The following is a 22,223-nucleotide window of genomic DNA, read 5'->3' as shown; positions in this document are numbered from 1 at the left end:
CAGCGGGTGGTTGCGGAAAAGAGAAGCTTTACTTTTCGTCATCTCCGACCAGGTAGGAAAGGATAATGTCATCAAGTCCCGGTTCGGCAGTCTCCGCAGCCTGACCGGGGGGAACAGAAGGAGCCTTCTGCGCAACCGGGGCGGCCGGTTTGTCTGCCGCCTTGACGACCTGGGACTCGGCCCCGGACGCCTGCTTCCGGGGGGACGGAACCGCGGCGGGACGCTCCTGCCGCTTCTGTGCATCCCCGGAGACGACAGCGGCGTCGGACACCCGTGCCCCTTCCGACTTCGGCTCCACCGCGGGATTGACAATCGGCTGGTGACCCTGCAGACGGTCATCGAACTCGCCATCCTTGAGTCGCCGAAGCATCTCCTTGTGCTGCTCTTTCATCAGGTCTTCAACCACCTGCCCGAGGTTGTCAACCTTGGTGATATCGGCATAGGAGGTTTTCTGTGACGCGAGGATGGTCCCGCCACAGTACAGCAGGGTGACAATTGTCGGCGACTTCAGCCCACCATCCTCGGTCTGGACATGGTAGAGTTCACCCTTGTAACGAAAGTTGTGGTTAAACCCGACTATCATGACAACCCTCAACCCGCATCAAAAGACAACGTCCTGATCCACCAATGCAATAAACTTCCTGCGTATGCAGACCGGAATCGCCGCAAACCGGCTCCGGCCATGCTCCGACCTCAGCGACCACGCTGCGTCTCACCAGACGGAACATTGAAAAGTTCGTCCGGCAATTCAGGAAGACGGCTATCCGACCGGACATAACGAAAGTCGGCGATCACCGGGGCCCGCAGGTCAACATGTCCCTTGATTGTATCGACAGCCTTTCCCTCGACCAGAAAACGAACCTGCCGGACATAGGGAAAGTTAACTGCCAGAGTATCGACAACGGCATAGACCGTCAACAGTTCCGCATGACTGCCGCCGGGATGGGCGGCAATAAAGTCCCGGCTGAAATCAACGGCCACCAGGTCATCCTCGATTTTCACCGAACGAATCCGGGTACGAGCGGGGAGGACCGGAACACGTTCACCATTCGGGCCTTCAACCAGAGACTGCAGGATCGCCAGAAGACACTCTTCGTCATTCGGGCAATCCTCGACCTGGCGATTCTCGGCTTCCAGACGATGACCGTCAGCCGTTATAAAATACAGCAGCACTTCCCTCATGACTGTCGGTCGAACGGGGCGGGCAATTGTCGGGGCGGGCTGATCCGACGTCTTCACCAGGTATCTGCGCGCCAGCAACCCGCCCAAAACGCCAAGAACCAGCAGAAAAGCAATCAGCAGCAGCCGCTGTCCCATCAGACCACCCCACCAGCTTCAACCATCAGACGTTCGTCCCCGACGGCGGACGATTGAACACCTCCGCCAAGCTCAACCTGCTCGACTCCCGTCAGCTCGGCACCGAGAAACGCGCTGCCGACGCGACAGAAGCGATCGGGCAGATCGGTCACATGGAAATGTACCCCGCCCCGGCCACTCCGACAGGAGAGATTCCGCTCCCTGAGCAGGTCGCGCACTGCAACGGCAGTTGCCGCCGCCGAGTCGACCAGGACTGTTTCCGTGCCCAGCAGCTCCGACAGAACCGGCTTGAGCAACGGATAGTGAGTACAGCCGAGCACCAGGGTATCGATCCCTTCCCGACAAAGGGGCTCCAGGTATTCTTCAGCGGTAATCCGTGCCACCCGGTGGCCGGCCCAGCCTTCTTCAGCCAGGGGAACAAACAGCGGGCAGGCAGCACTCACCACTCTGGCGAGTGGATTGGCCCGCAAAATCGCCTTGTTGTAGGCCATACTGCGAACCGTCCCCTCGGTTCCAACCACCCCGATTCGCCCGCGCGAGGAAGCCTTTACGGCCTGGCGGGCTCCGGGCTCGATCACACCAACGACCGGCAGCTGAAAGCAGGCCGCCAGGTGAGGCAGGGCTACGGCAGATGCGGTGTTGCAGGCCACCACCAACAGTTTGACCCCCCGGGAAACCAGGAATCCGGCCGCCTGCTCGGCATAGCCTATGACGGTCGCCGGGCTCTTGGTTCCATACGGCACGCGCGCGGTATCACCGAGGTAGACAAATCTTTCTTCCGGCAGCAGCCGCATCGCCTCCTTGAGAACCGTCAGGCCACCAATCCCCGAATCAAAAATACCTATGGGTCGTTGTACCATCGTGCCAGTTATCTCTTCCGACAGAACCAGGGAAAAGGGACCCGAAGAAAGAGACGGGACCCTGAGGGCGAATATATGATGCTAGTGTGCCCCCTGTAAAATGTCAACCGCGATCCCTTCCACCACTTACAGCCGTGACCTCCCACGACAGAGACTTGCGGTTGCGATGGCAATGATTTACCATTGCTCAATTTTGATTCACTGACTGCCGGCCACAACAAAGGGGACCAAGATGGAAGCTCTCAAGGAGTTTTTCCAAAGTCTGCAGACCGAACACCTGGTGGAACTGCTGCGGCAGATGAACCTCGCCGAACTTGTTCAAAATCCGGCCTTTCTCGGCTCCATGGGCATCATCGCAGCGCTCTGCCTTTTCAAACGCTGGTACGGGTTCCTGGGATCGGTGATGGGCCTGACCGGCTTCGTCTGGCTGATCTCATATACCCTGCAGCAGGGAACCGACCTCCAGGGGGGATCCAATTCGACGCTGCTGGTCTTCATCGGCGGCGGGGTCGTTATCATCGGACTGATGATCTACCTGTTGTTCATCAAGTCCGATTGAGTTGAAAGGAAGACCACCACATGATTGGCTTTACCGCTACGATTCCGCTTGAAATCCTGATCGCCGCAGGCAGGCAACCGGTTGATCTGCGGCAGCTCTTTCTGGCGGCAGAAAATCCCGGAGAGCTGATCGACGAGGCCGAACTGGCAGGCTTCCCGGTCCATTGCGACCCCTGGCTCAAAGGCTTCTACAGCTGCATTCTGCGTCATGGCATCCGCGAAGTCATCGTGGTCACCAATAACCGGCCCGGAATCGGCGAATTGGCCGCCCTGCTCAAGCTGCACGATGTCAGCGTCATTCCCTTCACCTATCCGGCGGACCGCTCGGCGGAAAGCCTGGCCCTGGAGATAAAAAAACTGGCACGACATTTCGGCGCCGCACCGGCCGACATCGACCGGGCCCGGCAGCAGCTGAACCGGATTCGCGGCAAAATCAACCGGATCGATTGCCTGTTTCGCGAACAGCAACGCGGTTCAAGCAGACAGGTCATCGAACTGCTGCTGGCGACCTGTGACATGCAGGGAGATCCCCAGGTCTTTGCGGACCAGGTTGACAGCCGGCTTATCGAACTGGAACATCAACCGCGACGCCCGCAACAACTGCAACTTGCCTGTATCGGTGAAATCCCCCTCTGCAGCAACCTTTATGAAACCCTTGAAGAACAGGGCGCGGCCGTCATTTACTGTGAGCAGGGGCGACAGGCCGCCATGCCTTTCGAAAGCGATTCCCTGGTCGAACAGTACCGTCAATTCACCCTGCCGTACGACATCTTCACCCGGACAAGTTTCTGCCGGGATGATCTTGATCACACCCCGACAGACGGAATCCTGCTGTTCAGCAGCAACGCCCCCTCGCAACAGATTGAAGAAATGCTCATTCGTCAACAGCTCAGGTATCCACTGCTGAAGCTGTTCAACCAGCGGCCGGGGGAACTCGACGCTGCCAACAGAATGAAGCTGGAAGGCTTCCTCGACACCCTGCGCAGCGGGGATTAACGTCATCACCTCAACCAGACGAACGTAAGAGCTGGAACGAAGGGTTTATGAAATCATGGCCTTGCAAAAACGTGATCTGATTTTTGTTGCTATTATGATTGCCGTTCTCGGTACTTTTTTCCTGATCTCGGGACAGGAAAAAACCACCAGGGTCCCCTTTGACAACATTCACCAGAAGTATTACCCCATCATCCGCAACGAAGGGAAAAAAGCGGGGGAAAAATTCTGCAAAGAATGCCACACCGAAGAAAAGATTCCTTTTCCGCCCAAGCATCCGCCAAAATTTCGCTGTCTCTTCTGCCACAAGCTCACTGAACACTGAAATCTGAATCAGTGAACTCATCACCGGCGAAGAGTGCAAGTCATTGTCCTGCCCGCGCTTCCCAAAAATCTGCGGCGAATCTGATGGTGCGCCGCAGATTTTTGGAAAAACGCATTTCAGTCCAGGCAATTGCCGGCATGATCGTGTGCCGGCAACGCAGAGAGCCCGCACCTCGTTGTTGTGCGGCGCTCTCCGACTATCTGATTTATCATCGACACTGATTGTCCGGCCAAATAACCAATTTCGGCATTTTACCGTAACAGTCCTCCCCCGACAGCCTCGCATCTTCTTTACGTGTCTGTTCTTTTTCTCAATCATAACAGCAAGTTCTACCTATAACGGGATCGTCTCCCGCAAATGGCATCCTTGTTGCAAATTAAGGGAAAACTAATTCCAGGGGGACTCATGGCACCATCGAATCGGGATCGCAACATTGTTAATTATCTGCTCTACACCCTGGCCGGAAGCGTCCTGGTGGTGCTGTTTTTTTCCCTGCTGCTGTGGCTGAATTCCTGACCACGTCCACTTAGCCTGTCTTTGTTGTCACTAAAACAGAAAAGCCGCGACCTTTCGGGCCGCGGCTTTTCTGTGTGATTCTTGTCCCCCGAAAATCCGGATCAGAGTCCCCGCAACACCGCCTCATCCACATAGCCGGCAGCAACAGACCGCAGATCTTCCATGGCTTCGGGGGAATGTGGCTGCAAAGCACTGCAGCCATCATCCAGGGCATGCTCCGGCACAAACTGCTGCAGCACCCAGCGCGAAGCCCCGCTCACCAGTTTGCCGAGGGCCTCGATATCACGCTTCTCAACGAGACCGGGAACACAGGTAGTACGCAACTCATATTCCATCCCGCCCTGCAACAACAACTCGACGGTACGCCGCAACACGCCGAGACTGACCGGCCCACGGTGAAGCTCACCATAACGTTGCGGGGAGGTTTTCAGATCCAGCGCGACGAAATCGAGCCAGCGCCGCTGAAGCAGTGACTCCAGAACCTGGGGGGCCAACCCATTGGTATCGATCTTGACCAGCAGACCAAGATCTTTGACCTGCTCGGCCAGGCAGACCAACTCCGGCGCCAGGGTCGGCTCACCGCCGGTCATCACCACCCCGTCAATAAATTCGCGCCTGGCTTCCAGATCCTCCAGCACCGCCTCAAGCGGGTAATCGTCAAGGGTTTCCGGGGCAAGGACCAGGGAAGGATTGTGGCAGAAGGGGCAGGTCAGATTGCAACCGGAAAAAAAAACCAGGGAAGCAATCCTGCCGGGATAATCCAACAGGCTTGTTCCCTGAAAACCTTTAATTGCCATAAGTCAGTCCCGGTATCAGTCCTTGCCCTTCTGGGCTACCAGGTATTCAGCACGGTCCTTGAACTCTTCCTTCTTCCCCTTGTTCCACTGCTGAACCGGGCGAAAGAATCCGCACACCCTTGAGTAAACCTCCGTTCTTGCATCGCACTTGGTCGCCATCTGATCCTCCTCTGGATGCGAGCGGGCGCGCACCGTTCCGTGACTGGGTCAATGCGACCGCGCTCCAGTAAAGTCCTTGCCAATCGGACATGATTCAACCTCGTCAGGCCGCCGCGCCTTCGTTGCGGTGATGGGGACAGGCGAAATGTTCGCCGGAAATATAGCCATGCACCGGACAGATGGTGAAGGTCGGGCTGATGGTGAAATAGGGCAAATGAAAATTCTCGGCAATTCGCCTGACCAGCAGACGGGCCGACCGCCAGTCTTCAAGGCGTTCACCGAGAAAACCATGAAAAACGGTTCCGCCGGTATACAGGGTCTGCAGGTCATCCTGGTGTTTGAGTGCCCAGAAAATATCCTCAGTACAGCCAACCGGCAACTGGCTCGAATTGGTGTAATAGGGCTGTTCTTCACCGGCGGCCCGGATATCCGGGTAACGTTCACGGTCAAGGCGGGCCAGCCGGTAGCTGGTCCCCTCGGCGGGGGTGGCCTCCAGATTGTAGAGATGGCCGGTTTCCTCCTGATAGCTCTCCAACTGCTGGCGCATGAACTTGAGAGTTCCCTCGGCAAAGGACTTGCCCTCCTCACTGTCAATACAGCAACCGAGCAGGTTCAGGGCCGCCTCATTCATGCCGAGCAGGCCGACTGTGGAGAAATGGTTGTCCCAGAAACGCCCCGAACGCTCCTTGACCCCCGAGAGGTAGAAACGGCTGAAGGGGTAGAGTCCCTCGGCGGTGAACCGTTCCAACTGCTTGCGCTTGATCTCCAGCGACTCAAAGGCGAAGCGCATCAGTTCCGAGATGCGGGCGTAGAAGCTGGTTATGCTGTCGGCCAGATAGGCGGCACGCGGCAGGTTGACGGTGACCACGCCGATCGACCCGGTGAGCGGATTGGAACCGAACAAGCCACCACCACGACGACGCAGCTCACGATTGTCGAGACGCAGCCGACAACACATGGAACGGGCATCCTCCGGATCCATGTCGGAGTTGATAAAATTGGAAAAATAGGGGATTCCGTACTTGGCGGTCATCTCCCAGACCGGTTTGAGCCGCTCGCTGTCCCAGTCGATATCGCGGGTGATGTTGTAGGTCGGAATCGGAAAGGAGAAGATCCTGCCGGAGCTGTCACCTTCCATCATCACCTCGCAGAAGGCTCGATTGAAGAGATCCATCTCAACCTGGAACTCGCCGTAGGTCGCCTCCTGGATTTCACCACCGATCACAACGCCTTCGGCACCAAGCCCGGAAGGTGGCACCAAGTCCATGGTGATGTTGGTGAACGGCGTCTGGAAGCCGACCCGGGTCGGCACGTTCATGTTGAAAATGAACTCCTGCATCGCCTGCTTCACCTCGGCGTAGGTGAGCCCGTCGTAGCGGATGAAGGGCGCCAACAGGGTGTCGAAGCTGGCGAAGGCCTGGGCCCCCGCCGCTTCACCCTGGAGGGTGTAGAAAAAGTTGACGGCCTGACCGAGAGCGGTGCGAAAATGCCGGGCCGGACCGCTCTGAACCTTGCCGTAGGCCCCGGTGAACCCCTTGAGCAGCAGATCCTTGAGATCCCAGCCACAACAGTAGACCGACAGCATGCCGAGATCATGGATGTGAAAATCGCCGTTGCGATGAGCGTCGGCGATGTACCCCGGATAGATCTTACTCAACCAGTAATTGCTGGTGATGTTGGCGGCGATGTGATTATTCAGCCCCTGCAGGGAATACCCCATGTTGGCGTTTTCGTTAACCCGCCAGTCCTCCTGGGTGAGATAGGAATCGACCGACTCGGCGGCCTCCTGCATGAACTGCTGGGTGCGACGCAACGAGGCATGCTGCTGCCGGTAAAGAATATAGGCCTTGGCAACCCGGGCGTGGCCATTTTCGATCAGGCATTTTTCAACCAGGTCCTGAACATTCTCCACGGTCGGAACCCGACCGTCCTTGTAGATGACTTCAAGAATCCCGGAAACCTGGGCGGTAATCTGTTTCGGTTTTTCGAGGTCACTTCCCCCGACCGCCTGCACTGCCTTGCGGATCGCCTCGATAATTTTGTCGGGTTCGAAAGCGGCCAACCGGCCATCACGTTTACGAATGAATTCCAGCATGGGGCCCTCCCTCCAGCAAAACATCATCAACAGACGGAAACGGTTTCAATCTAGCACAGGGGGTGGGGGAGTCAAGGGGAAAAACACTACATCTTGGGATTTTCCCTGCACCACCACCCAACATCTTGTGAATGGAGCGTGGGAAACCTGTGGATAAAAAGGGGATAGCAACGGCTAAGAAGGCAAGATCCTTGACCCTTCCGGGTGGCTGTGACAAAGTATCCGGGCGATGTTGACCGGCCGACGGCTCCCGATGTAATCCCCATCGACCGCGCTCAACGTCGGTTCCAATCAGGTACGTACCGGAGGAGCGAACATGACCGATCTGACCCGCTTCGGCATCTCTATCGACCAGGATCTGTTGAGCCGTTTTGACCGGATGATTGGAGACAAGGGCTATGCGAATCGGTCCGAGGCTATACGGGACCTGATCCGAGCCGCCCTGGTTGAACAGGAATGGCGCCAGGATGACAGCGAAACCGTCGGCACCGTCACCCTGGTCTACGATCATCATACCCGCGACCTGGCGGACAAACTGACCGACCACCAGCATTCGCACCATGATGCCATCGTCTCGGCGCTGCATGTTCACCTCGACGCCCACCATTGTCTGGAAGTGGTTGTCGTCCGGGGGGCCAGCCGTAAAGTGAAACGGCTGGCTGATGAACTGATCGGGACCAAGGGGGTCAAGCACGGCAAACTGACCATGACGACAACAGGGGCCAGTCTCTCCTGAACCCCGGGGAGGATCCACAGGCCGGGTCACCACTCTCCGACATTCGTCAAACCGAAACCTGCACCAGCCGCATTCGTGACCCCGTTAACGGAATGCGCGGGACGATTCAGGCGTCCTTCCGGCTGTAAACCGGCAGATCAATCAGCACCCGGGTATATTCCCCCTCTTTGCTCTCAAAATCGATGCGTCCGCCATGCTCACGGATGATGCCGTGGGAGATGGAAAGGCCGAGACCGGTCCCCTCCCCGGCCGGCTTGGTGGTAAAGAATGGATTGAGAATCCGCTCGACGAGCGGCTCAGGAATGCCGACACCATGGTCCCAGACCATGATCCTGACCATGCCGTCATCATGCTCAAGCGCCGATATTTCCAACCGTTTCTCTTCATGGTGCCCGTCATACCGACTGTTGAGGGCATGACGGGCATTGCTGAGCAAATTGATCAGGACCTGTTCCAGCTGCTGATAACGACCAGCGACCGGCGGCAGCTCCGGTGGAAGCCGCACGTCAACCTCGATACCGTCCTTGCGCAACAGGGTTTTCATCAGCGTAAGAGCATCATTGACCATCTCGTGCAGCGGGACAGGCATGATCTCCTCTTTCTTGCTGCGGGAGAAGTTGAGCAGACTGCTGACAATCGCCGCGATCCGATTCCCTTCCTTGATGATCCGGTTCGGCAGGTCCGGAGAATCGCCGCCACGCTCGGCATGGTTGGCAAGGATCTGCGCATAGTTGATGATGCCGTTGATCGGGTTGTTGATCTCGTGGGCGACCCCGGCCGCCAATTCACCTATGGCAACCAATTGTCCGGTTCGAATCGTCTCCCGCTGCGCGCGTAATTTTTCCGTGACATCCTGAGCCAGTTCGATGACCCGTATGACGGCACCCTGGTCATTGACAACCGGAAAAGCCCGCACTTCCAGAAGTCGCCCTTCGGCCCGCTCCCACTGCCCCATTTCCAGCCGACCGCTGGCCAGCGCCCTTGCCACCGCGCAATCATCACAGGGCTGCCGGCGATCATACAGGATCTGGTGACAACATTGCCCAACCAGGTCCTGTTCAGAACAGCACAGCAGTTCCACTGCCCCGCGGTTGGCCCGCAGAATCCGCATTTGTTCATCGTAAAGCACCAGGCTGTCAGGTATCCCGTCAAACAGTGTCCGAAGTTGCTGCGCCAGCAACCGATGCTCTTTTTCACTTTGTCGCAACGCCTGTTCGGCTTCACGGCGTTCTCGAATATCCCGTGCCACGGCCAGGGCGGTTGCTTTTCCCTCACGATCAAAAAAACGTACGTTGAGCTCCACCGGCAGTCGTTCACCGGTGCGGGTGATCAGATCTGTTTCGAACAACACATGCCCCTGCCGTCGTCCGCGAGAGACCACCTCATCCGCCTGTTCCGAGGCTTCCGCAAAAACGTTCAGCACCTGCCGCGGCCGCATGGCCAGCAACTCGGTCCGAAGGAAGCCAAGTGCTTCACAGGCTATATCATTGACCTCGATGAACCGCCCCGGCGTCCCGTCCTCAGCCAGTTCAAAAACCAACACCGCATCATTGCCGCAATTGAACAGCCGCAGGTAATGTTCCCGGCTCTCAAGCAACTCATTCTCCCGCAGGTTGATCTCGGCCGCCATCCCCCGAAAACTAGCGGCCAGTTCTTCTGTCTCCTGGTGCAGTTGCGGTGCTATGCCGACCTGGTAATCGCCGATGGCAATATCCTGAGCTTCACGCGCCAGGGTCCGTAATGGCTGTACCAGCCGGTTACTGAACGCCAACGCGACCCCCAATGCCAATCCCAGCGCCAGAAGACAACCGATGAAAAAGGAATTTCGGACCTGAAAACTGGCGGCGTAGGCGACATCCACATCCTGGGAAACCAGGACCAGCCAGCCGGTGGTCGGGATACTGACGACGGTACCGACCAGGTCGCGACCCTGCCAGGTGAAGGGGAAAGTGCCCTGATGTCCGGCCAGTCCTTCTCGAACCGGTTTCAGCCGGCTGAGATCGACACGCGGACCCTCCGGCATCAGACGAGAGTGCAGGATCACGGTTCCGGTGTGATCGAGAATGGTAAAACTGAGGCTTGACTCAGCGTGCTCACGGTTGCTGAGTTGCCCCAGGTAGGCGATATTCAGGTTTCCAACCAGCAGTCGATTGCCGAAAGGATAAACCAGGCACAGGTACTGGTGATCTCCCGGAGGAGAAAGAAGAGTGTCTGACCAGAGAACCTGCCCGGTTCGGCCGGCCCGACGAACCGGTTCCATCTGCGACAAATCCATCCCGAGATAACCATTTCGTCGGTCTGCCAAACTGTCCGGCAGGCCCACATGCAACACTTTACCCGAGGGGTCAACAAGCAGAATCGCCTCAAAGTAGCTGGCATTGCTGACCGCATTGTCGAGCAGACCATCGACCACCGTGCCCCTGCCCATATTGTAATCAAGCATGACCGATGCCAGTTGGCGCAGGACCGTCTGCGGCTCGCGCAGGGTTTCCTCGACTTCCCTGGCCAGGGATGTCGCCAGCAGCAGGTTCTTGGCTTCAAGACTGTCAGTGATGGTATGAGTGACGGTACGAAAGGTCAGCAGGCCGATCAGGACCAACGGCAACAGGGCAAGCAGCAGAAAACGCCAGAGAAGTGCGGTCCGCAATGTCGGCTGTCGGGTCATGCAGAACTCCATAACAGCGGAATCGTGCGTCGTTTTCGCAACGCGACTCCGACCAGGCACCGGTCATGTCACTGAAATGGAAGACAGGATGACCCTCGCCCGTGGACACATCCCCCCGGGTCAGCCAACCCGGGGGGATGGAACAAGCAGACCAATACCTGCCCTGGGCCATCGGCAACCGTGACGACTGATCCGGGTCAACAATCAACGCATGGCCATATATACCACAACTGGTAGCGGAATGACCATCCAAAGATAAGACAGTCCAGGGCACCGCTTCGTAAAACAAGTCAACATCGACAAGCATGCTGACGTGTCTGTCAGGATATCTCTTCCTTGATCGAACGAAACAGCCGGTTGAGAACCTCATCGATCTGCCCGGGAGTCATCCAGCCGCGATCGAAGAAAATCGCCCCGAGGATACGATGTTGGCGCCCGGAAAGATTGTCATCAACCTGCTCACTGAGCGCCTCTTTAAGCTGCTGAGGTGTCACATAGCCCATTTCCACGGCCAGGTGACCGAAACGTGGACAATACTTGTCGCTCGGGTGTTCCTTGGGTCCAGTCATCATTCGCCTCCAGGTGTGGCAAGACTCAGGTTCAGGCAAACAGCCTGTCTGCTTCCCTTTTCGGAGGGACAGACGATAAAATTTACCCGAATCACCGGCTTCGTCATCGTTCAGGCTCACCCTTCCGACCGGGAGTCCGGGTCAGAGTTCAGACCGGCCTGACACAACAGGTTGCGTCCTCCCTGCTTGGCCCGATAAAGGGCGGCATCAGCAGCGGCAAACAGTTCATTGGCATTACGAGCCGTCTCGGGATAACTCGCCAGGCCGATACTGACGCTGATACGGATCTCCTCATCCGGGTGGTCGACCTGGGCAATCGCATGTCCGGAAAAATAGCCGCGGATGCGTTCACCGAAATCCCGGGCATCATCCACATCCGTCTCCGGCAGCAACACGGCGAACTCATCGCCGCCGATCCTGGCGGCATGGTCGCTGGCCCGAATCAGCTCACCCAGTTTGCGGGCAACTTCCTGCAGCACGTAATCCCCCAGTTGGTGACCGAAGGTGTCGTTGATTTCCTTGAAACGGTCGATATCAATGAGCAACAACGAAAAACAATGCCCATAGCGGTCAACCCGCCGGGTTTCGTCGTAAAACAGGCGATAAAATTCCCGCACGTTATGCAGCCCGGTAAGAAAATCGACCGTCGAGAGGCTGGCCAGTTCCTGGTGATTCTGCTCCAACTTGCGGGCCATCTGGTTGAAGGTCCGCGCCAGGTCACCCAATTCGTCCTGACTGAGTTCCGCAACTCGCGCCGACAGTTCACCATCACCAAACTGCCGCACTCCTGCCTCCAACTCCCGCACCGGCCCGAGTACCGCCCGGGAGAAAACCACACCAATCAAAACCGACAACCCGACTCCGAGCAGCAGGACGGCGCCCAGAAAAATATCCGCCGCCCAGCGGCTGTTGCGTTGCTGGGTATGCAACAGGTTGATTTCACTCAACGCAACATTTCGCGCCTGTCCCAACAGCTGTTCGGCCAGGTGCAGTTGCTTGTCAATCTCCACCAGGCCGCCCGTTCCCTGGTTCCAGAGATTGACAACCTGCCTCCAGGCATGCCGGGAACCGAGGACAGCGTTTTTTTCTTCCGGTTGAGAAAACGGGCTGCTGGATATAATCTCGGCATAGGCCCGATCGATCAACGGGGCCAGGCTTGCCACAGTCCCCCCCCCCCGATGGCTACGCTCCTGACGCATCGCGTCTTCAACCTGGTGGAGACGTTCCTGAAGCTCGGACACGGGGCCGATTTCAGCAACAGACTCCTTCGCGAGACTGTCCAGGATTCCGGACAGGTGATCCATTGCGGAAAAACTGACACCGATCACCACCAGCAACGGCAGAAGCATCAGTCCCAGACCGAAGACAAAACGGGTTTTCAGGCTGAACCGGGGTTTAGGCACGTGAGAATCAACCCTCCTCGGAAGACATTCATCATCATTCTACCATCCCGAACGAGGAAAAGCATGCCGGCGTCCGGGGACAAGCAAATCAGGGATTGCTATCTGTCGGATTGATTCAGGGAAAAAGAAAGGGCGCGATATCACTCGCGCCCACCGGATTCACCATTTAACTTTGATCATACTCATACGTTGGTGGATCAAATACCCAGATAAGCGGTTTTCACTTCTTCGTTGGCCAGCAGGTTGGCAGCACTGTCAGCCAGCGAGATGGCACCATTCTCCATCACGTAGCCGCGATCGGCGAGCTTCAACGCCTGGTTGGCGTTCTGCTCGACAAGGAAAATCGTAGTGTTGTTCTCCTTGTTGATCTTGCGGATGATGTCAAAAATCTGCTGGATAATGATCGGCGCCAGCCCCAGGGACGGCTCGTCAAGCAGCAACAGCCGCGGCCGCGCCATCAGGGCCCGGGAAATCGCCAGCATCTGCTGTTCACCGCCGGAGAGAGTGCCGCCGACCTGGCTGCGACGCTGGGCAAGGATCGGAAAGAGATCCATGACCATATTCATATCCTGCTTGATCAGCAGCTTGTTGGTGCGCAGATAGGCACCCATTTCAAGGTTTTCAACCACCGTCATGTTGGGAAAAATCCGCCGTCCTTCCGGAACCTGGATGATGCCCATCTCGACCAGCTTGTCGCCGGAGAGTCCCCGGATCGACCGGCCCTGAAACTCAATGTCGCCGCTACGCGGCGGAACGATGCCGCTGAGGGACATCAGGGTGGTGGTCTTGCCGGCGCCGTTGGCACCGATCAGGGTGACGATCTCACCTTCATGAACCTCAAGACTGACCCCCTTTAGGGCCTGGATATTGCCGTAGAAAGTATTGATATTCTTAACCTTAAGCATCGTCACCTCCCTCTCCGAGGTAGGCCTCGATGACCTTCGGATTGCTGCGGATCTCCTGGGGAGATCCCTTGGCGATCTTCTTGCCGTACTCCATGACGTAGATCCGATCAGAGATATTCATCACCAGTTTCATGTCGTGTTCGATCAACAGGATGGAAATCTCTTCATCTTTGCTGATCTTGACGATCAGTTCGTCAAGTTCCCTGGTTTCCTGCGGGTTCATTCCCGCGGCCGGTTCGTCAAGCAGCAACAGGAACGGGTCGGTCGCCATCGCCCGGGCGATCTCCAGCCGTCGCTGAGCACCGTAGGGAAGGTTCTTGGCGAATTCGTCGGCGAACTCGACCAGACCGACCTTCTCCAGCAGTTCATAACTGCGATCGATCGTCTCCCGCTCCTGGCGCTTGGTCGCGGGCCCCCGCAAAATAGCGCCGACGATACTGGTGGTGGTCCGGCAATGACGGCCGATCATGACATTCTCCAGCACCGTCATGTTCTGGAACAGACGAATGTTCTGGAAGGTCCGCGCCATACCGATACCGGTCACCCGATTCGGCTTGTAGCCGTTGATCTTCTGCTTCTTCCGCCCCGGGGGGTTGACCAGGATTTCACCACGAGTCGGTTTGTAGATCCCGGTGACACAATTGAAGAAAGTGGTTTTGCCAGCACCGTTGGGACCAATCAGGGCGACGATCTCTCCAGCGGCGACTTCAAGGGTGACGCTGTCGACGGCCCGCAAGCCGCCGAAATCCATTGTCAACTCACGAACTTCGAGAAGTTTTTCTGCAGTTTCAGCCATTGCTCTCCTCCGCCGCAGGCTTGCGGTGGACGTAGGTTTTCCGGACATTGGCAATCAGCCCCTGGGGACGGAAGATCATCATCAGCACCATCACCGCACCGAACACCAGCATCCGGTAATCGGCAAAGGCGCGCAGATACTCCGGCATCAGGATCAGTACCAGCGCGGCAATGATCACGCCGACAATCGACCCCATACCACCCAGCACGACAATGGAAAGGACGATAGCCGATTCCATGAACGTGAAGCTGTTGGGATTAATGTAGGTATTGCGGGCGGCAAAGATGACACCGACCGCTCCCGCCCAGAAGGCTCCGAAGGCATAGGCCGAGAGCTTGGTGCGGGCCATATCGACCCCCATCGCCACGCAGGCGATCTCATCCTCGCGCAACGCCATCCAGGCCCGACCGATACGTGAATCCTTGAGCCGGTTGGTGACGAAGATGGTGAACAGCACCATCAACAGCATCAGGTAGTAAGTGTAGATTGTGGCCGCACCGATATTCATCTCCATCCCGAACAATCCCGGACGGGGAATATTGGCAACGCCCTTGGCACCGTTGGTGAAATCTTCCCAGTTTTCGATCACGATCTTGGCGATCGAGCCGAAACCGAGGGTGACGATGGCCAGGTAATCACCGCGCAGACGCAGAATCGGAAAGCCGAGCACCACCCCGAGAAAAGCACCAATAATACCGCCGACCGGCAGACAGGCCCAGAAGCCGAGGCCGTAATACTGGTTGATCAGCGCATAGGAATAGGCGCCGACGGCAAAAAAGGCGACATAACCGAGATCGAGCAGACCGGCAAGGCCGACGGTGATATTGAGACCGAGGCCGAGGACGACGAAAATCAGCGCCAGCACCATGATGTTGACCTGGTAGACGTCGAGCACCCAGGGGAACAGCAACGCCGCGGCGGCCAGACCGCCCAGGGCAGGCCGGAACAGCTTGGGGTCATGCAGCAGACGATGACCGAGGCCGGTACCGTCATCACCGCCGCTTTCCTCATCGGCCCTGCTGCGCAACTGCTTGCGCTCCATGGCCCAACGCCAGACAAAACTCAGGAAAAAGGCGCCGAGCGCGACCCAGAGCATATTCAGCCAGCGCCACTCGACCAGATGTTTGAGGGTATTGACCTTGACCACCATCAGCGGAAAGGTCAGGAAAACGAACCAGGCGGCAATCAGCAACGATTGTTTGATATTTTTCAACATGATTCTCGATCCCTCCCGTCAGACCTTCTGCTTGACGGCCTTGCCAAGCAGGCCCTCCGGGCGCAGAATCAGAATGATAACCAGCACCCCGAAGGCGAAGACATCCTCGTAGGCGCTCGACACGTAACCGGCTGCCAGCGACTCGGCCAGCCCCAGCACCAGGCCGCCGAGGGCGGCCCCGGGGATATTGCCGATGCCGCCCAGCACCGCGGCGGTGAAGGCCTTAACCCCGGCCATGAAGCCGATGTAGAAATTGATCTGGCCGATAGAAGAACCAACCAGCACCCCGCCGATGGCGGCCAGCACCGAGCCGATGACGAAGGTCATCGAGATCACCCGGTCGACATTGACGCCGACCAGCCGAGCCATGGTCATGTCCTGCTGGGTGGCCCGCATCGCCTTGCCGATACGGGTGTATTTGATAAGGACCGTCAGACCGATCATGGTCACGGCGCTGGTCACCAGGATCACCAGCTCGGCGGATCCCAGCCCGGTGCGCTGGGCAATCGGGTCCATGAAGGCGAATTCAGGGATCAGCTCCGGAAACGGTAGATAATCGGGCGTCTGCGCCAGCAGCACATAGTTCTGCAGGAACAGCGAGGCGCCGATGGCGCTGATCAGGGGCGAGAGGCGCGGCGCGGTACGCAGCGGCCGGTAGGCGATCTTCTCCAGGGTATAACCGTAGGCAGCGGCATAGATGGCGGCGATCAGAGCCGCCAGCACCAGGATCGAGACCCCGGAGAAGCCGTAAATGGTCAACACCCCGGAAACGATCAGGGCAACAAAAGCGCCGATCATGTAGATTTCGCCATGGGCGAAGTTGATCAGCTGGATGATGCCGTAGACCATGGTATAGCCGAGGGCGATCAGAGCATAGATGCTGCCGCGGACCAGGCCGCTGCAGACCAGTTCGAGAAAATAATCCATCGTGTTTCAGCCGTTGTGAGAAATCTGCTTTATGAAGGACAAACGACGGGGGACAGGAGCTGCGCTGCCTGTCCCCCGCTGCGGGTTTGTTCGCCAGATCGGCCTACTGCTCGACAAACTTGCCGTTCTGGACCTGGTAAACGGAGAAGCCGACACCGACGGCATCCCCCTTGTTGTCAAACTTGATCTTGCCGACGGCCGTCTCGACATAGCTGCTGCGCAACGCCTTCTCGACTTTGGCGTAATCGGTCCCGCCGGCAACCTTGATGGCGTTCAGAGCAGCCTCCATGGCAGCATAGCCCTGGTCGAAAAAGGTCCCCGGCTCCTTGCCGTACTTCTTCTGGTAGGCGGCACGGGCCTTCTGGTTGTCAGCGTACTTGGTGACATCCATCGGACCGGTGGCGTAGACGCCCTCGGCCTTCTTGCCGGCGATCTCGAGGAAACCATCACCCTTGATGCCGTCGGGGCCGAGGAAAGCGGCCTTGACATGCTTCTTCTTAAGCTGGGAAACCAGCTTGGACGCTTCCGGATGGTAGCCGCCGAAGATGACCGCGTCGGCCCCCTCGCGACGAACCTTCTGGATAACCGCCGAGTAGTCCATGGCGCCCGGGGTAATGCCTTCGTACATCACCACCTTGGCCTTGCCGCCCTCTTCGATGAACTTCTTGGCAAAATCGGCAAAACCCTTGCCGTAGTCACCCTTGTCATGAATGATGGCGATCTTCTTGGCGCCCAGCTTGCCGGTCACGAAATCGGCCGCCAGCTTGCCCTGCATATCATCCGAAGCAATGGTGCGGAAGAAGTTGGGGTAGTCACCGCTCTGGGTCAGCGGCGGATTGGTGGCCGACGGCGAAATGGCGATCACGCCGGCCTCCTTGTAGATGCCCATGGCGGCCTTGGTGGCCCCGGAGCAGACATGGCCGATCACCATGCTCACGCCTTCGGAAACCAGCTTGGTCGCCGCATTGGTGGCAATCTCAGGCTTGCACTGGTCATCCATCGGCAGAACTTCAACCTTCTTGCCGAGAATGCCGCCGGCGGCATTGACCTGCTCGGCAACCATGAGCGCGGCTTCCTTGGTCGGGATGCCGTAGGGGGCGAGGTCACCGGTGTGGGGACCGGCGACGCCGATCTTGATGGTGTCGGCCGCAAAGGCCGGGACTGCAAGGGCAGCCACCAGGGCGGCCGTGGCCAGAACTTTCAGGGTACGCATCGATTCTCCTCCTCTTTTTGTTGCACAAGTTCGCCGGAATGGCAGTTGAGTAAGACACAATTCTATTTCGTATAAGAAAAAACCATAAAGGCCGTCAAGCTAAAAGCGTCGATTTGCAGTAAAAATATTTTTAATATGCCCAAACTCAGTCAATTACCCCGCAAAATTGACCAATTTCGACCCATAGAGGCCAATATTCACCATCAGCCGACGCTTCCAGAACAGGGTTTGCTTTTCCCCGTCAACGGAGCAAGTTCAGCAAAAACCATCCCCAGGATAATGCAGGCGCCGCCGACCCAGTTCAGGACCGAAAGACGCTCCCCCAGCAACAGGATCGAAAAGAGGGCCGCCCAGACCGGTTCGAGGGTGTAGATCAGGGCGGCACGGGTCGGCGTCGTCAGGCGCTGAAAAGCGGTCATGATCCAGAACGCGTAGACCGTCGCCAGCACGGCACAGATAAATAATGACGCAAGAAGCAGACCACTCCAGTGATGCGGCCAGAGAAGCGGCTCGAAAACCAGGTTGCCGCCAAGGCTGAGAACCGCCATGGTCGTAATCTGCACACAGGCCAGCGCCCGCCCATCATACCCCGCCGTCCAGGCATCGAGGCCGAGAATATGCAGAGCGATAAAAACCGAGGCGATAAAGACCAGGGCGTCACCGGGATTGAAACGCCAGGGCCACTGCCAGGTCAGCAGCAGCAACCCGACCAGCGCCATGCCGACGCCGACCCGGGCTCCCGGCGCGGGGGCCTTGCGCAACAGGGGACCGGCCAGCAGCGGTACCCAGACTACGTTCAATCCGGTCAGGAATCCGGTATTGCTGGAACTGGTCCGCTCCAGCCCGAGGGTCTGAAACAGGTAGGAAAGAAACAGCAACACGCCCAGGGCAATCCCCAATCCGACACCGCGCCGGTCAAGACTCTTCCAGCCGCGCCCGGCGAAAACCGCCAGCAGAAGCGCGGCGAGGGCGAACCGAATCCAGAGGAAGGCCATCACCGGAATCTCGTCCAGAGCCATCTTTACCAGAGGAAAGGTGCCCCCCCAGAAAAGGGTGACCGTGACCAGCAGGAATTCAGCCAGCGGCCGGGAAACCGGTCCGTTTGTTTCTACCACAGGAGTCATGGAATCACAGGGCCAAGGGTCAATCGCCGGAACTGAAGTCACGCGCATCAAGTCACGCGCATCCGGGAAATTCTTGATGCTTTTTCCCGGGCTGTGCTATAAGCTCCTTCATTACGGCCAAATTGTTGTTTCACAAAACAGAAAAAACCGGGGGAGTCTATCATGGAGCGAGGCCAAAAGGAACCCATTGAGGTTAGTTGCCCGAGATGCCGTTATACCGAGATTGCCTACCTGCCCTGTGACGACCTGCCCAAATGCCCCCGTTGCGACATCCGCATGCATATCAAGGAACTGCTTGACGAAGGTAAATCTTATTGAGAATACTCACCCCATGACCCATTCTTTCAAGGAGGAAACAATGAAAAAACTGTTTGCCGGTATCCTGACACTGCTTTTTCTGGCCCTGCCGCTGATCGCCAGTGCCGGTGCTCTCGACGATATCCAGAAACGCGGCACTCTCAGGGTCGGTCTCGAACCGGCCTATATGCCCTTTGAAATGACCAACAAGAAAGGCCAGATCATCGGCTTCGATGTCGACATGGCCAAGCGCATGGCAAAAGCGATGGGCGTCAAGCTGGAGTTGGTCAGCACCGCCTGGGACGGCATCATCCCCGCCCTGATGACCAAGAAGTTCGATATCATCATGTCCGGCATGACCGTCACCCAACAGCGTAATCTGAGCATCAACTTCGCCAACCCCTACATCGTTGTCGGCCAGACCATCCTGATCCGCAAGGAACTCTCCGGCATCATCAAATCCTACAAGGATCTCAACAACCCGAAATACAAGGTCATTTCCAAACTGGGAACCACCGGCGAGCAGGCGGTCAAGCGCCTGATCCCCAAGGCGACCTACATCTCCTTTGAAACCGAGCAGGAAGGTGTTATTGATGTCGTCAACGGCAAGGCCGACGCCTTCGTCTACGACCTTCCCTTCTGCGTCGTCGCCAACGCCCAGAAAGGCGAAGGCAAACTTGAATTCCTCGACAAACCCTTCACCTACGAGCCGCTGGCCTGGGGCGTGCGCAAGAGCGACCCTGACTTCCTCAACTGGCTCAACAACTTCCTCAACCAGGTGAAAAACGACGGCACCTACGACAAGATCTACAACAAGTGGATCAAGGGCAAGAAATGGATGCGGGAACTGCAGTAAAGGACCCAAGGTGAACCCGGATAATAAAACCTGGCGCGCCAAACTGCTGCTGGCGGTCATCCTCTTCGGGATGGCCGCCGGCCTTTATGGCGCCACTCTGAAAATCGACTACACCTGGCGCTGGAACCGGGTGCCGCAATATTTCGTTTACAATAACGAAGAGTTGCACAAGGCTCCCTTTGACGGTCGGGTCGGCAAAATCACCAGGCAGGGCGAAACCGCCGTCATCGAACTGATCGGCGATGCCGGAGAAAAGGACCGCGTCACTGTCGACGCCGATACCGTCGAGGTCAGCGAGGATGATCTGCTGTTCGAAGGCGACACTCTCGGCGCGACCCACCAGTGGCGGCTGGGACCGCTCACCCTCGGACTCTGGACCACCCTCTGGATCTCCTTCTTCGCCGGCATCATCGGCATGGTCCTCGGGCTGATTACCGGTCTCTGCCGCATTTCCCGCAACGCAACCCTGCGTGGACTGGCGGTTACCTACGTCGAACTGGTACGCGGCACTCCGTTGCTGGTGCAGATCTTCATCTTCTACTTTTTTGTCGGCACCGTCCTGAACCTCGACCGGATCGTCGCCGGCATCGCCGCCCTGGCCATCTTCGCCGGCGCCTATGTCGCCGAAATCATCCGCGCCGGTATCCAGTCAATCCCCAAGGGACAGACCGAGGCGGCCCGCTCGCTCGGCATGACCGCGACCCAGAACATGATCCACATCGTCCTGCCGCAGGCTTTCAAACGCACCCTGCCGCCGCTGGCCGGACAGTTTATCAGCCTGATCAAGGACTCCTCGCTGGTCTCGGTCATCGCCATCACTGACCTGACCAAGAGCGGTCGCGAGGTCATCACCTCCACCTTCGCCACCTTTGAAATCTGGTTCACGGTTGCGGCCCTCTACCTGATTCTCACAGGGGTCTTGTCCCAGGTGATCGCCTGGATGGAACGGAGGCTCGCGATCAGTGATTAAAGCCAGCAACGTTACCAAGATATTCACCGGCCGCGGGCAGGTGGTCCGCGCCGTCGACGGTGTCAGTGCCGAAATCGCCCCCGGCGAAGTGGTGGTCATCATCGGCCCTTCGGGATCGGGAAAATCGACTTTCCTGCGCTGCCTGAATGGACTGGAACAGTTCAGTGACGGCCATATCGTCATCGACGGTGTCGATCTGGCGGACAAGAAAACAGATATCAACAAGGTCCGCCGCGAAGTCGGCATGGTCTTCCAGCAGTTCAACCTCTTCCCCCACAAGACGGTGCTGCACAACATCACCCTGGCGCAGAAAATCGTCCGCAAACGGACGCTGAAAGAAGCGGAGGAAAAAGCCCGCCAGCTGCTGGTCAAGGTCGGTATCGGCGAGAAGGAGTCCGAGTACCCCAGTCGCCTCTCCGGCGGTCAGCAGCAGCGCGTCGCTATCGCCCGCGCCCTGGCCATGGACCCGAAGGTGATGCTGTTCGACGAACCGACCAGCGCCCTCGACCCGGAAATGGTCGGCGAGGTGCTTGACGTCATGAAACAACTGGCCAAAGAGGGAATGACCATGGTCGTGGTCACCCACGAGATGGGTTTCGCCCGCGAGGTCGCCGACCGGGTGCTGTTCATGGATGCCGGCAAACTGGTCGAAGAAGGCACCCCCGAACAGATCTTCAGCAACCCGCAGCATGAGCGCACCCAGCTCTTTCTGAGCCAGATATTGTAAGAGAAAAAAGCGGCCAAAGGCCAAGGGCTGAAGGTCAAAGGAACAGCAAGAAGGCAGAAATCTTCAGCCCCTGGCCTTTAGCCCTTTAGCCCTTTAGCCCTTTAGCCCTTTAGCCCTTTAGCCCTTTAGCCCTTTAGCCCTTTAGCCCTTTAGCCCTTTAGCCCTTGGCCCTTGGCCCTTGGCCCTTGGCCCTTGGCCT

Annotated in this window: 21 protein-coding genes and 1 pseudogene; 6 read left to right on the top strand and 16 right to left on the bottom strand. The window is 57.7% G+C overall.

Features of this window, described 5'->3' with window-relative positions:
* Positions 1-28: 28 nt before the first annotated feature.
* The 3 genes from B5V00_RS08790 to murI all read right to left on the bottom strand — a co-directional run bounded on the left by B5V00_RS08790 (position 29) and on the right by murI (position 2,177).
* Complete coding sequence (locus B5V00_RS08790; RefSeq protein ID WP_085010407.1) at positions 29-583, bottom strand: RomY N-terminal domain-containing regulatory protein; 555 nt, start codon at positions 581-583, stop codon at positions 29-31.
* Positions 584-693: 110 nt separating this feature from the next.
* Positions 694-1,317 (bottom strand): GerMN domain-containing protein, encoded by a 624-nt coding sequence (locus tag B5V00_RS08785; RefSeq protein WP_085010406.1) that lies wholly within the window; start codon positions 1,315-1,317, stop codon positions 694-696.
* Positions 1,317-2,177: a glutamate racemase gene (murI, locus tag B5V00_RS08780; RefSeq protein WP_085010405.1), complete on the bottom strand. Its 861-nt coding sequence runs from the start codon at positions 2,175-2,177 to the stop codon at positions 1,317-1,319. Before murI ends, B5V00_RS08785 begins: the two co-directional genes overlap by 1 nt.
* Positions 2,178-2,409: 232 nt before the next feature.
* On the opposite strand from murI, the gene B5V00_RS08775 reads away from it, so the two are divergent.
* Together B5V00_RS08775 and B5V00_RS08770 are read left to right on the top strand one after the other, a co-directional pair.
* Positions 2,410-2,736, top strand: coding sequence for a hypothetical protein (locus tag B5V00_RS08775; RefSeq protein ID WP_085010404.1), 327 nt, complete (start codon positions 2,410-2,412; stop codon positions 2,734-2,736).
* A gap of 20 nt (positions 2,737-2,756) precedes the next feature.
* Positions 2,757-3,731, top strand: coding sequence for a 2-hydroxyacyl-CoA dehydratase family protein (locus B5V00_RS08770; protein WP_085010403.1), 975 nt, complete (start codon positions 2,757-2,759; stop codon positions 3,729-3,731).
* Between the two features lie 10 nt (positions 3,732-3,741).
* Here B5V00_RS08770 and B5V00_RS17175 read toward each other — a convergent pair whose 3' ends face one another.
* From B5V00_RS17175 to B5V00_RS08755, 4 genes and pseudogenes are all read right to left on the bottom strand, one after another.
* A complete protein-coding gene (locus B5V00_RS17175; RefSeq protein ID WP_172399679.1) occupies positions 3,742-4,371 on the bottom strand; it encodes a hypothetical protein in 630 nt (209 codons plus the stop codon).
* Positions 4,372-4,670: 299 nt separating this feature from the next.
* Positions 4,671-5,366, bottom strand: a complete 696-nt coding sequence (locus B5V00_RS08760) for an anaerobic ribonucleoside-triphosphate reductase activating protein (RefSeq protein ID WP_085010401.1) — start codon at positions 5,364-5,366, stop codon at positions 4,671-4,673.
* A 15-nt stretch (positions 5,367-5,381) separates the two neighbouring features.
* Positions 5,382-5,513 (bottom strand): annotated as a pseudogene (nrdD, locus tag B5V00_RS16940) (anaerobic ribonucleoside-triphosphate reductase); the annotation flags it as partial.
* A 115-nt stretch (positions 5,514-5,628) separates the two neighbouring features.
* A complete protein-coding gene (locus tag B5V00_RS08755) occupies positions 5,629-7,620 on the bottom strand; it encodes a ribonucleoside triphosphate reductase (RefSeq protein WP_085010400.1) in 1,992 nt (663 codons plus the stop codon).
* A 316-nt stretch (positions 7,621-7,936) separates the two neighbouring features.
* Between B5V00_RS08755 and nikR the strand changes: the two genes are divergently transcribed.
* Entirely contained in the window at positions 7,937-8,356 is a 420-nt protein-coding gene (nikR, locus tag B5V00_RS08750) for a nickel-responsive transcriptional regulator NikR (protein ID WP_085010399.1), read from the top strand.
* 106 nt (positions 8,357-8,462) lie between these two features.
* Here the strand turns inward: nikR and B5V00_RS08745 are convergent, their stop codons facing one another.
* The 9 genes from B5V00_RS08745 to B5V00_RS08705 all read right to left on the bottom strand — a co-directional run bounded on the left by B5V00_RS08745 (position 8,463) and on the right by B5V00_RS08705 (position 19,174).
* Positions 8,463-11,021: an ATP-binding protein gene (locus tag B5V00_RS08745; protein WP_172399678.1), complete on the bottom strand. Its 2,559-nt coding sequence runs from the start codon at positions 11,019-11,021 to the stop codon at positions 8,463-8,465.
* A 320-nt stretch (positions 11,022-11,341) separates the two neighbouring features.
* Positions 11,342-11,590 (bottom strand): cyclic di-GMP-binding domain-containing protein, MshE-related, encoded by a 249-nt coding sequence (locus B5V00_RS08740; RefSeq protein ID WP_085010397.1) that lies wholly within the window; start codon positions 11,588-11,590, stop codon positions 11,342-11,344.
* Between the two features lie 116 nt (positions 11,591-11,706).
* Positions 11,707-12,993 carry a GGDEF domain-containing protein gene (locus tag B5V00_RS08735; protein ID WP_085010396.1) on the bottom strand — a complete coding sequence of 429 codons (1,287 nt, stop codon included), beginning with the start codon at positions 12,991-12,993 and terminating at the stop codon, positions 11,707-11,709.
* 197 nt (positions 12,994-13,190) lie between these two features.
* Positions 13,191-13,898, bottom strand: coding sequence for an ABC transporter ATP-binding protein (locus B5V00_RS08730; protein ID WP_085010395.1), 708 nt, complete (start codon positions 13,896-13,898; stop codon positions 13,191-13,193).
* Positions 13,891-14,694 carry an ABC transporter ATP-binding protein gene (locus tag B5V00_RS08725; protein ID WP_085010394.1) on the bottom strand — a complete coding sequence of 268 codons (804 nt, stop codon included), beginning with the start codon at positions 14,692-14,694 and terminating at the stop codon, positions 13,891-13,893. The genes B5V00_RS08730 and B5V00_RS08725 overlap by 8 nt, the downstream gene beginning before the upstream one ends.
* Positions 14,687-15,907, bottom strand: coding sequence for an ABC transporter permease subunit (locus B5V00_RS08720; RefSeq protein WP_085010419.1), 1,221 nt, complete (start codon positions 15,905-15,907; stop codon positions 14,687-14,689). Before B5V00_RS08720 ends, B5V00_RS08725 begins: the two co-directional genes overlap by 8 nt.
* A 21-nt stretch (positions 15,908-15,928) precedes the next feature.
* A complete protein-coding gene (locus B5V00_RS08715) occupies positions 15,929-16,837 on the bottom strand; it encodes a branched-chain amino acid ABC transporter permease (protein WP_085010393.1) in 909 nt (302 codons plus the stop codon).
* A 103-nt stretch (positions 16,838-16,940) separates the two neighbouring features.
* Positions 16,941-18,050: a branched-chain amino acid ABC transporter substrate-binding protein gene (locus B5V00_RS08710; RefSeq protein WP_085010392.1), complete on the bottom strand. Its 1,110-nt coding sequence runs from the start codon at positions 18,048-18,050 to the stop codon at positions 16,941-16,943.
* Between the two features lie 203 nt (positions 18,051-18,253).
* Positions 18,254-19,174 (bottom strand): DMT family transporter, encoded by a 921-nt coding sequence (locus B5V00_RS08705; RefSeq protein WP_172399677.1) that lies wholly within the window; start codon positions 19,172-19,174, stop codon positions 18,254-18,256.
* Positions 19,175-19,532: 358 nt separating this feature from the next.
* On the opposite strand from B5V00_RS08705, the gene B5V00_RS08700 reads away from it, so the two are divergent.
* From B5V00_RS08700 to B5V00_RS08690, 3 genes are read left to right on the top strand one after another with little or no spacing between them, the layout of a single operon-like run.
* A complete protein-coding gene (locus tag B5V00_RS08700; RefSeq protein WP_085010390.1) occupies positions 19,533-20,327 on the top strand; it encodes a transporter substrate-binding domain-containing protein in 795 nt (264 codons plus the stop codon).
* Positions 20,328-20,337: 10 nt separating this feature from the next.
* Positions 20,338-21,297 (top strand): amino acid ABC transporter permease, encoded by a 960-nt coding sequence (locus B5V00_RS08695; protein WP_245803935.1) that lies wholly within the window; start codon positions 20,338-20,340, stop codon positions 21,295-21,297.
* Positions 21,290-22,024 carry an amino acid ABC transporter ATP-binding protein gene (locus tag B5V00_RS08690; RefSeq protein ID WP_085010389.1) on the top strand — a complete coding sequence of 245 codons (735 nt, stop codon included), beginning with the start codon at positions 21,290-21,292 and terminating at the stop codon, positions 22,022-22,024. The genes B5V00_RS08695 and B5V00_RS08690 overlap by 8 nt, the downstream gene beginning before the upstream one ends.
* Positions 22,025-22,223 lie beyond the last annotated feature (199 nt).

It is taken from the genome of Geothermobacter hydrogeniphilus, from assembly GCF_002093115.1.
Classification (GTDB): Bacteria; Desulfobacterota; Desulfuromonadia; order Desulfuromonadales; family Geothermobacteraceae; genus Geothermobacter_A; species Geothermobacter_A hydrogeniphilus.
The sequence above is the reverse complement of the archived record's forward strand: the minus strand, read 5'-3'. Positions and strand labels throughout refer to the sequence as shown.

Coding starts and splice junctions, on each gene's coding strand:
- B5V00_RS08790 (WP_085010407.1), bottom strand. CDS start 583: ATGATAGTCGGGTTTAACCACAACTTTCGTTACAAGGGTGAACTCTAC.
- B5V00_RS08785 (WP_085010406.1), bottom strand. CDS start 1,317: ATGGGACAGCGGCTGCTGCTGATTGCTTTTCTGCTGGTTCTTGGCGTT.
- murI (WP_085010405.1), bottom strand. CDS start 2,177: ATGGTACAACGACCCATAGGTATTTTTGATTCGGGGATTGGTGGCCTG.
- B5V00_RS08775 (WP_085010404.1), top strand. CDS start 2,410: ATGGAAGCTCTCAAGGAGTTTTTCCAAAGTCTGCAGACCGAACACCTG.
- B5V00_RS08770 (WP_085010403.1), top strand. CDS start 2,757: ATGATTGGCTTTACCGCTACGATTCCGCTTGAAATCCTGATCGCCGCA.
- B5V00_RS17175 (WP_172399679.1), bottom strand. CDS start 4,371: ATGATTGAGAAAAAGAACAGACACGTAAAGAAGATGCGAGGCTGTCGG.
- B5V00_RS08760 (WP_085010401.1), bottom strand. CDS start 5,366: ATGGCAATTAAAGGTTTTCAGGGAACAAGCCTGTTGGATTATCCCGGC.
- B5V00_RS08755 (WP_085010400.1), bottom strand. CDS start 7,620: ATGCTGGAATTCATTCGTAAACGTGATGGCCGGTTGGCCGCTTTCGAA.
- nikR (WP_085010399.1), top strand. CDS start 7,937: ATGACCGATCTGACCCGCTTCGGCATCTCTATCGACCAGGATCTGTTG.
- B5V00_RS08745 (WP_172399678.1), bottom strand. CDS start 11,021: ATGACCCGACAGCCGACATTGCGGACCGCACTTCTCTGGCGTTTTCTG.
- B5V00_RS08740 (WP_085010397.1), bottom strand. CDS start 11,590: ATGACTGGACCCAAGGAACACCCGAGCGACAAGTATTGTCCACGTTTC.
- B5V00_RS08730 (WP_085010395.1), bottom strand. CDS start 13,898: ATGCTTAAGGTTAAGAATATCAATACTTTCTACGGCAATATCCAGGCC.
- B5V00_RS08725 (WP_085010394.1), bottom strand. CDS start 14,694: ATGGCTGAAACTGCAGAAAAACTTCTCGAAGTTCGTGAGTTGACAATG.
- B5V00_RS08715 (WP_085010393.1), bottom strand. CDS start 16,837: ATGGATTATTTTCTCGAACTGGTCTGCAGCGGCCTGGTCCGCGGCAGC.
- B5V00_RS08710 (WP_085010392.1), bottom strand. CDS start 18,050: ATGCGTACCCTGAAAGTTCTGGCCACGGCCGCCCTGGTGGCTGCCCTT.
- B5V00_RS08705 (WP_172399677.1), bottom strand. CDS start 19,174: ATGACTCCTGTGGTAGAAACAAACGGACCGGTTTCCCGGCCGCTGGCT.
- B5V00_RS08700 (WP_085010390.1), top strand. CDS start 19,533: ATGAAAAAACTGTTTGCCGGTATCCTGACACTGCTTTTTCTGGCCCTG.